8 protein-coding genes and 1 pseudogene are annotated in these 9,606 nt (G+C 39.6%); 2 read left to right on the top strand and 7 right to left on the bottom strand.

What is annotated here, in order from left to right; genetic code table 11:
* From rpsA to gpt, 7 genes are all read right to left on the bottom strand, one after another.
* Positions 1 to 1,400 (bottom strand): 30S ribosomal protein S1 (rpsA, locus tag KH943_RS07400; RefSeq protein ID WP_304109598.1); only part of this gene is annotated, 1,400 nt, incomplete at its 3' end.
* A 95-nt stretch (positions 1,401 to 1,495) separates the two neighbouring features.
* Entirely contained in the window at positions 1,496 to 2,167 is a 672-nt protein-coding gene (cmk, locus tag KH943_RS07395; protein WP_304109604.1) for a (d)CMP kinase, read from the bottom strand.
* 26 nt (positions 2,168 to 2,193) lie between these two features.
* Positions 2,194 to 3,267, bottom strand: coding sequence for a trypsin-like peptidase domain-containing protein (locus KH943_RS07390; RefSeq protein ID WP_304109595.1), 1,074 nt, complete (start codon positions 3,265 to 3,267; stop codon positions 2,194 to 2,196).
* A gap of 60 nt (positions 3,268 to 3,327) precedes the next feature.
* Entirely contained in the window at positions 3,328 to 3,912 is a 585-nt protein-coding gene (locus tag KH943_RS07385) for a DUF1919 domain-containing protein (RefSeq protein WP_304109601.1), read from the bottom strand.
* 141 nt (positions 3,913 to 4,053) lie between these two features.
* Positions 4,054 to 5,451, bottom strand: a complete 1,398-nt coding sequence (gene tdeA / locus KH943_RS07380; protein WP_304109593.1) for a toxin/drug exporter TdeA — start codon at positions 5,449 to 5,451, stop codon at positions 4,054 to 4,056.
* 104 nt (positions 5,452 to 5,555) lie between these two features.
* Positions 5,556 to 6,179, bottom strand: coding sequence for a guanylate kinase (gene gmk, locus KH943_RS07375; RefSeq protein ID WP_304109590.1), 624 nt, complete (start codon positions 6,177 to 6,179; stop codon positions 5,556 to 5,558).
* A gap of 81 nt (positions 6,180 to 6,260) precedes the next feature.
* Positions 6,261 to 6,734, bottom strand: a complete 474-nt coding sequence (gene gpt / locus KH943_RS07370) for a xanthine phosphoribosyltransferase (RefSeq protein ID WP_304109587.1) — start codon at positions 6,732 to 6,734, stop codon at positions 6,261 to 6,263.
* A 190-nt stretch (positions 6,735 to 6,924) separates the two neighbouring features.
* Here gpt and KH943_RS07365 point away from each other — a divergent pair, with 190 nt between their 5' ends.
* Together KH943_RS07365 and KH943_RS07360 are read left to right on the top strand one after the other, a co-directional pair.
* Positions 6,925 to 8,373 (top strand): aminoacyl-histidine dipeptidase, encoded by a 1,449-nt coding sequence (locus KH943_RS07365; RefSeq protein ID WP_304109584.1) that lies wholly within the window; start codon positions 6,925 to 6,927, stop codon positions 8,371 to 8,373.
* Between the two features lie 188 nt (positions 8,374 to 8,561).
* Positions 8,562 to 9,606 (top strand): annotated as a pseudogene (locus tag KH943_RS07360) (hypothetical protein); the annotation flags it as partial.

Below are 9,606 nucleotides of genomic sequence, written 5' to 3'. Positions count from 1 at the left end.
ACAGAAACACCTTTAGCATCTACTGCTGTTACTTTACCTGCAACGATTGCACCTTTTTTGGTTGAATCAATGAAGTTAGTGAAAGGATCTGCATTTAATTGTTTGATACCTAAAGAAATACGCTCTTTCACTGCATCAATTTGTAAAACAACCGCTTCTACTTCGTCACCTTTTTTATAGTTACGAACAGCTTCTTCACCTTGAACATCCCAAGATATATCAGATAAGTGAACTAAACCATCAATACCACCGTCTAAACCGATGAAGATACCGAAATCAGTGATTGATTTGATTTTACCTGAAACTTTGTCACCTTTGTTGTGAGTTTCATCGAATTGTTCCCATGGGTTAGGTTTACATTGTTTTAAACCTAATGAGATACGACGACGTTCTTCGTCTACTTCAAGTACCATTACTTCAACCACATCACCTACGCTTACTACTTTAGATGGGTGGATGTTTTTGTTTGTCCAATCCATTTCTGAAACGTGAACTAAACCTTCAACACCGTCTAAAATTTCAACAAAACAGCCATAATCAGTTAAGTTAGTTACTTTACCAGTTAATTTGCTGTTTACTGGATGGTTTTGTACGATTGCTCCCCATGGATCTTGACCTAATTGTTTTAAGCCTAATGATACACGAGTTTTCTCTTTGTCGAATTTAAGAACTTTAACAGTTACTTCTTGACCTACTGTAACTACTTCGCTTGGGTGTTTAACACGTTTCCATGCCATATCTGTAATATGTAATAAACCATCAACGCCACCTAAATCTACGAATGCACCGTAGTCAGTTAAGTTCTTAACGATACCTTTAACTTCTGCCCCTTCAACTAAATTCGCTAATACTTCTTCACGATCAGCTGAATTAGTTGTTTCGATTACTGCACGACGTGATACAACCACGTTGTTACGTTTTTGGTCTAATTTGATTACTTTAAGCTCTAAAGTTTGACCTTCAAGATTTAAAGAATCACGAACTGGACGCACATCTACTAATGAACCTGGTAAGAATGCACGAACACCGTTTAACTCAACAGTGAAACCGCCTTTCACTTTACCGTTTACGTAACCTGTAACAGTTGCTTGTTCTTCGAATGCTTTTTCTAATGCAATCCAAGCTTCGTTACGTTTTGCATCACCACGAGAAACAACTGTTTCACCGAAACCATCGTCTGTTGCTTTTAACACAACATCAACTTGATCGCCAACTTGAACTTCTAATTCACCTTGTGCGTTTGTGAACTCTGATGCTTCGATACGTGATTCAGATTTAAAACCAGTATCAACGATTACATAACCTTTTTCGATAGCGACTACGGTACCTTTAACAACAGAACCTAAACGAGCTTCGTTTGAAAAGAATTCTTCAAGTAGTTGAGCAAAATTTTCTGACATAATTTTCTTCTTAAATAAAATAAACTTCCATCTAACATCCTGTTAAATGGGGTTGGTAATAAAAGCAAAACAATCCTTGTTTTACTCAGGAAACATTAAAAGCCTTTGGAAGAAATATATTCCAACGCTTGACAAATGACTTCATCAATTGATAAATGTGTTGAATCTAATACTAACGCATCTTTCGCTGGAATAAGAGGTGCGACCGCTCGATTTCTGTCGCGATAATCACGCTCTTTAATTTCATCTAAAATCTGATCAAAGTTAGCATTAAATCCTTTTGATTGCAACTGTTTTACACGTCTTTTTGCACGTTCTTCCGCACTTGCATCTAAAAAGAACTTAATTTGAGCCGCCGGAAAAACAATTGTTCCCATATCACGGCCATCTGCCACCAAACCTTTTTCACAGGCAAAATCACGTTGACGTTGTAATAATGCTTCACGCACTTTTGGAAAAACTGCTATTTTAGAAGCATTCTGTCCCGCTTCCGCCGTACGAATTTGGCTCCCCACATTTCCGCCATCTAAAATTACATTTACTTCTCCATTATCAGGTACAAATTGCACGTTCAGATTACGCCCAATTTCTGCCACTGCGTCTTCATCTTCTAAATTCACTTGCTTTTTCACCGCATCTAACGCAGTAATACGGTAAATCGCTCCTGAATCTAAAAAATCAAATCCCAATTTTTTGGCTAAAGCATAACAAAGTGTTCCTTTACCTGCGCCACTTGGACCATCTACGGTAATAATTACATTTTTCATCATCACTGCCTTTTTAATTGTTTGCATTATTCATCAACAGGCTGATATTCAGGAAACTCTCCCACAACCACATTAAACTCCAGTTTTTTGCCTTGTCTGAGCAATAACACCTTCACCTTGGTATTTGGACTAATATTTCCCAGAGCCTCCATCATTTGTGAAGCAGAAACCGCCTCAATATCACCAATTTTTAAGATAATATCGCCCACGTGGATACCAGCCTTTTCAGCAGGACCATTTGGATTCACTCCTGTAATCAATACCCCTTTTTCAGCTCCAGTTTGTTGAGCACTAAAGAAAATATCGCTTCGCACGCCAAAGTAACCTCGAATCACCCGACCATCTTTGATAATCTTATTCATAATTTCAACCGCTTGATTGATTGGAATAGCGAAATTTAGACCTTCTGCAATCGAATCTGTGCCTGTTACACTCAACTCACGAATTTCTCCGCTATTTTTAAGGCTAATCGTATTGATCCCAATCAACTCACCTGCCGTGTTGATCAATGCCCCACCCGAGTTTCCTTTACTAATTGGTGCATCAGTTTGAATAAAGTTCTGTCTGGTACGATCAGAAATCGTATTTCGCCCTTTGGCACTAATAATTCCCTGTGTGACACTCTGCCCTAAATTGTAAGGATTACCAATCGCCAATACTACATCTCCCACTTTCGACTCTCGTTGCGGATTTTGAGGAATTGTAGGTAATTTCCCGCCATCAATTTTTAGTACAGCTAAATCAGTTAACGCATCGAACCCAACCAAGGTTGCTGAATAACCTTTGCCAGATTGCAAATAAACATCAATCTGGTAGCCATCTTTAACAACGTGATTATTGGTTAACACATAACCGTTTTCAGTCATAATTACGCCCGACCCTAAATTCAATCGAGAGCCATTGCTGCTAGATTGCTCTAAAATCTGCGTATAAATATTTACCACGGCAGGCGAAGCTTTTTGTACAGCTTCCGAATAGCTAAAAACATCAGGCTGAAATACATTCAACTGTTTGACTTGCTTTCCCACCCAAGGAAAAAGCAAAATCAGCCCTGCAAAACAGAGCCCAAATATTACCGCTTGTACGACCTTCTTTAGCATTACGTCTTAACTCACCGCTTTAATTGCCATAAAATGGCCATATTATAGCATAACTTTTGCTTAATTTTGGATAGCATTAAACCAGCTTACGTAATCAAATTGGTCGTAATATTTCCGCCCATTCCAGCCTGAAAATTCAAATAAATCTCCAACTTGCCCTTGTTTTTCAAAGCCTTTGATATAAAAACTGGATTTGATTTCAGAATAAGATTTATGCGTAAACACCACTTTATGCTTAAACGGCAGTTGGTCAAACGCTTGCAAATCTTGCTCGGTGCAACCATCGCGATCTGTCATTATAATAAACAGATTATCCAAATTTAATCGTTTAAGCCGTTCTTCCCATTTTGCTTTTGCTTCTTGCTCGCTGTGGTAATGCATAAAATGAAAAGTAATATCGCTCAATTTCCCGACAGGATAAGGCTTATCAGTAGTTATAAACCCCAGCTCCATCTGATTATAAGCGGTGAAATTTTGCAGATATTTTACAAAATCCTCAGGCTCAAGGTAAAGATTTACAAAAGGAGAGCGGAATTGTTCTCCTAAATCGTGCAGAATAAATGCACCATTGCAATTACTGGCAATCACAGACATTGCGTGATTGCTCAAACGTTGTTGATTTTTCTCGTTAATGGATTTTCGCATTTGGCGATTAAACCAATTTCTAAATTTAGTAAATAACAAAATTCTTTCCTCTCTCCAAAAATACAAAAGAACAGCAATTTATGGTTGCTGTTCTCTATTCTAAATATAATTCTACCTCTATAGAAAGTATAAAATGACAAATTATTTAGCTGAAAGTTGGAATTTCCCTGCCATTGCTTGATACACTAAATTTTCATTCATTAAAATCGTATATTTTTGATTTAACAAAGCAATTTGTGAACTCAGCTCGGTATTCATCGCACTAATCCAATCGCGGAATTCTGCTACACCTTGGTTGTAACGGTTTTGGTAGTAAGTAGTGATTTTACGGTTTTTCTCGTAAGTTTGCTCTAATAAATCGAAACTACTACGTGACTGGTTGTAAGTGTAATAATAGCTGTCAATTTCGTTTAATGCAGAGGTAATCGTTTGTTCGTAGTTCATACGAGCGGTAGTGTAATCTGCTTCAGAGATTTTCACGTTATTTTTCACACGATTCCAATCTAAGAATGGCAGATCGAATGAGAACACGCCGTTTGCAATTGGGTTATCTGCCACATTTGATGCTGAACGTGCACTACCCGAGATTGCTCCACCTAAGGTTAAAGTTGGGAACCAGCTTTTTTCGGTTGCTGTTAAGGTTTTAAACGCACTTTGTAAACGATTTAAACGCATCGCCACATCTGGACGGTTTGCAATGGCGGAAACGGGTACATTGGTATCCACGCCTTGTAATTTCACGTTAAGAATGTTTGGATAACGAGATGGAAGCGGTTGATTTGGCTGAAGATTTAGCAAATTACGCATCGTTTGTTCAGCGGTTTTTAAGCTTGTTGCTAAGCCAACCACACTATTACGAGCACTTAGGGTCGCTTGTTGAGCCTGCTCTACCGCTAATGGGTCGATTGCCCCCACTTTCAATTTATTGTTTAAGATATTGCTGATTTGCTCATAGTTTTTGATGGTGCGGTTTGTTACCGCAATCGCATCTTTGTAGTAAGCAATTTGGTAATAAGTTGCCACCACGGAGTTAATCAATGAAAGGCGAGCCGCTTTTAAGTCGTCTTGTGTCGCTTTATGTTCCCACTCTGCCGCACTTGCACTGTCTGCTAAACGACGCCATAAGTCGATAGTGTAACTTAAGTTAAAGCTTGCGGTATTAGTTACCGTTGAAGTGCCAACAGAATTGGTATTGTTACTTGATCCAACACCTTTTGATGCCGATGATGAAGCTGAACCGCTAAAGGTTGGTACAAGGTTTGCTCCCACTAAATTTGCATTATAAAGGGCACGATTTACTGCAATGGCACTTTTTGCAAGATCTAAGTTATTTTTAATCGCTTGTTCCACTAATTCATTCAGTTGTAGATCGTTATAACCGTGCCACCATTGTTCATCAACAGAGAATTGTTTGGTAATATCTTGGTAATTTTGATAGGTTTGTTTTGCTTGGTCTAGGCTGCCATCATTGCTCATATTTGAACATGCAGATAATGCTAAACCGAGCACGACGGCAAAAGTTAATTTGGATAATTTCATTCGGTTTCCTTAAGTGTAGGATGGGCTTTAGCCCATCAAATAGATCAATTCAGTAAATGATGGGCTAAAGCCCATCCTACAGATCGTATATAACTATACAATGATTACTTCGCCAAAAGTTGCCCAATCAACGCTTTATGACGAATCTCTTGAGAAGCCAATTTCAAGCGTTCGGCAGTCAAAATTGCTTTAAGTTCCGCCAAAGCCTGTTGGAAATCATCATTTACAATCACGTAATCAAACTCGTTATAATGGCTAATTTCTGATTCCGCTTCCGCCATACGTTTTGCAATGGTTTCTTCTGAATCTTGACCACGCCCCACTAAACGATTTTTTAACTCTTCACGTGAAGGTGGCAGAATGAAGATCGTTTTCACATTCGATACTTTTTGGCGAATTTGTCTTGCCCCTTGCCAGTCAATATCTAAAAACACATCCACACCTTGCTCAAGTGATTTTTCAATCATCGGCAAAGATGTGCCGTAATAGTTGCCGAATACCTCTGCCCATTCAAGGAAATGATCTTTCTCAATCAACGCCTCAAACTCAGCGTGAGTAGTGAAATAATAATGCACGCCATCTTCTTCCGCTGGGCGAGGATTACGGGTGGTGTGAGAAATTGATAAACGTACTTCGTTGCGAGGTAAATCGGCAAGTAACGCATTGATTAGAGAGGACTTTCCTGCACCGCTTGGGGCAGATAAAATATATAAATTACCTAAACTCATAACAACCTCAAGAGGAAATCAGATAAAGGGAGTAAAAAGAGAAAATGGGTAACGAATCCACTTCATTACCCATTTTGATGATTATTTTTTCGCAAGAGGTGGAACGAACTGAATGCCTAAATCCCAAGGCTGTTCAATCCAAGTTTCTTGAGGAATATCAATGACATAATCGTCTACTAACGGTGCACCTGCTGGTTTTGCGAACACGGTCACAAATTTCGCTTTTGGATACATTCTTCGAATTTCGCGAGCGGTGTTACCCGTATCAACTAAGTCATCCACAACGATGAAACCTTCGCCATCCGTTTGTGCTGCGTGTAATACTTTTAACGCACCTTGGTTATCATGATCGTAGCTTGCAATACATACGGTTTCAACGTAGCGAATGCCTAATTCACGTGCCAGCACTGCCGCTGGGAATAAACCGCCACGGCTTACGGCAATAATGCCTTTCCATTGTGAAGCAGGTAATAAACGCTCTGCCAATTTGCGTGCGTGCATATGGAACATATCCCACGTCACAACATATTTTTCATTTGTGTATTTTTCGCTCATAACTAGATCCCAAAATATAAAAAATCGACGAATTGAGGTTTCACCGAATAAAAAAATTGCGTTATTCTAACCTAAAAATGACATTCGTGCTATTATTTCCCGCATATTCTTTCTCGCTTTTGAATATAAATATTTTACAAGCGGTAGAGTTTTCTCGATATTTAACAGAAATAAACAAATGAGGTATTATATGTCTGAAATTGCTTCTTTAAATCCACAAGCACTTTGGCAATGGTTCGATAAAATTTGTGCTATTCCCCACCCTTCTTATCACGAAGAGCAAATCGCTAATTTCATTGTAGATTGGGCAAAATCTCAATCCCTTTTCGTTGAACGCGATGATGCAGGTAATATTTTAATTCGTAAACCTGCCACACAAGGTATGGAAAACCGCCAAACTCTCGCCCTGCAAGCACATTTAGATATGGTGCCACAAGCCAACGCAAGCACAGTGCACGATTTTTTGAAAGATCCGATCCAACCTTACCAAGATGGCGAATGGGTCAAAGCTAAAGGCACAACCCTTGGTGCGGATAATGGCATAGGTTTAGCCTCTTGCCTTGCTGTGCTTTCCTCAACTGATTTAGCTCACCCAGAAATCGAAGTGCTTCTCACAATGAGCGAAGAAGTAGGAATGGAAGGAGCATTAGGCTTGCGTCCAAACTGGCTAACATCTAACATAATGATCAACACAGATACCGAAGATAACGGCGAAATTTATATCGGTTGTGCAGGTGGTGAAAACGTAGAAATTCACTTGCCTATTGATTTTGAAAAAGCAGAAGGTCAAGCAGTGCAAATCACGCTGAAAGGCTTACGCGGTGGGCACTCTGGCTGCGATATTCACACCAACCGTGTGAATGCCATCAAGCTATTAACGCGTATTCTTTCAGATCTTTACCAAGTAGAAGCCTTCCAACTGGTAAATATTGCGGGCGGTTCGGTACGCAATGCGATTCCACGAGAAGCTCACGCTACCCTTTTGGTAAAAGATGTGGCAAAAATTACCGCTTGCATTGAGCAACTACAAGCAAAATTCCAATCAGAATATCACTTAGCAGAACCGAATTTAACACTGGTTGCGGAAGCAACAAATTCAGCCGAAAAAGCCTTTACTGCAAAAGCGACCCAAACCGCATTGCAGTTCTTAACGCTGTTGCCAAACGGCGTAATCCGCAATAGTGATGCGGTAAAAAACGTGGTGGAAACCTCACTCAGCATTGGCGTGCTTTCACTTCAAAATGAGCAATTAGTAGGCACGATTTTATCTCGTTCATTAGTTGAACACGGCAAAGAAGAAGTGCGTAGTCGCTTAAATGCCTTAGCACAATTAACAGGAGCAACGGTCGAATATTCAGGCAATTACCCTGGCTGGGAACCTGCACCAAATTCTGAAATTACGGCTCTCACGAAAAGAATCTATGATGAAGTGTTAGGTTATGAAGCTCAAATCAAAGTTATTCACGCAGGCTTAGAATGTGGTTTAATCAAAGAGGTATATCCAAATATGGATTTAGTCTCTATCGGGCCAACCATCCGCAACGCACACTCACCAGATGAAAAAGTGCATATTCCTGCGGTACAAATTTATTGGGAATTGCTCACCAAATTATTGGCAAATGCACCTCAAAAATCGTAATAAGTAAGAGTAAATAAGCTGGTCGAAAATACTGACCAGCTTTAAACTTAATTTCAACTTTCTCTTTACACCTTACTTTTTCTCTTCTAATAATATTTCCAGAAAAATTCTCCCTTTTACCTCTTGCTCTTTCCTAAAAGAATAGGATAATAGCTAACTAAGAACTAGTTTCATTTGGAAGTAATGATATGCATCGTCTTATTCGCTACATTATTTTTTCTCTTATTTTGGGATTGTCCCAACTCCTTTTTGCCCAAGACAACTACCAACAATGGGTCTCCGACATCACTAATCGTCTCAACAACACCGAGCACTTGATTAAAGAGAACAAAATTGATGATGCCAAAACCGAAGTGCAAATGGCGTATTTTGAAGTATTTGAAAATTTAGAAGGCCCGATTCGCATTAACTTCTCGGCACAAAAAAGTTACCAAATGGAAGCCACTTTTGGTGAAATTCGCAAAATGATTGGCGAAGGCAAACCGATGAGCGAAATTCAAGCGAAAATCGAAGGGCTAAAAAAGGAATTGCAAGAAGTGTTGCCTTCTTTGATTGAAGGTCACCAACTCAACGCCGATGGGCAGCACGGGGTTTACGATAACGCAGAAATCAAACCTTACTGGCAGCAAAGTTTCAAAACCATTGACGATTTAGTTGCCCAAGCTATTACTTACTACGAAAATGGCGATTTTTCTAACGCCAAAAAAACTTTCCAACAAGCCCAATACAACGGCTACAAAAATTCTGAAATGGAAATGTCGGTGCGGACCAACCGTTCGTCTGAAATTTCATCTGCCATTAATCAACAATTCTACAATTTGATCCGCATGAGCGAACAGCCTGATCAAATGACGGAAATCGCCTACCAAAGCACGCAACTGTTGCAAGATATTGAAGAGCAACTGCCAAATTTACCGACTACACGAGAAGAACAAAACGTGCAAGCGATGCAATCTAATGCACAAACTGCAAATGATAATGCCGATCAAGATTGGGTAAAAATTAGTACAGACATCAATCAACGCATTCAACAAGCGATTGTGTTATATCAACAAGGCGATGCGAAAAAAGCGATACTTTCGGTGCAAGATACCCAAAGCGGCCATAATAGCCCCTCCCGGAACCCCCGGAGCCTCCGTGTTTATGCTCTTTAGTATGAGCTACTGGCTACTCTCCAAAGTGGAAGCTCAAAACTGGAAACGCTACCTTGAAGGCAAACTATCCACTGCTCTC

The organism is Haemophilus parahaemolyticus, assembly GCF_018373095.1.
GTDB lineage: Bacteria > Pseudomonadota > Gammaproteobacteria > Enterobacterales > Pasteurellaceae > Haemophilus_A > Haemophilus_A parahaemolyticus_A.
Note: the sequence above shows the minus strand (reverse complement) of the source record. Positions and strands in the feature narration are given on the sequence as shown.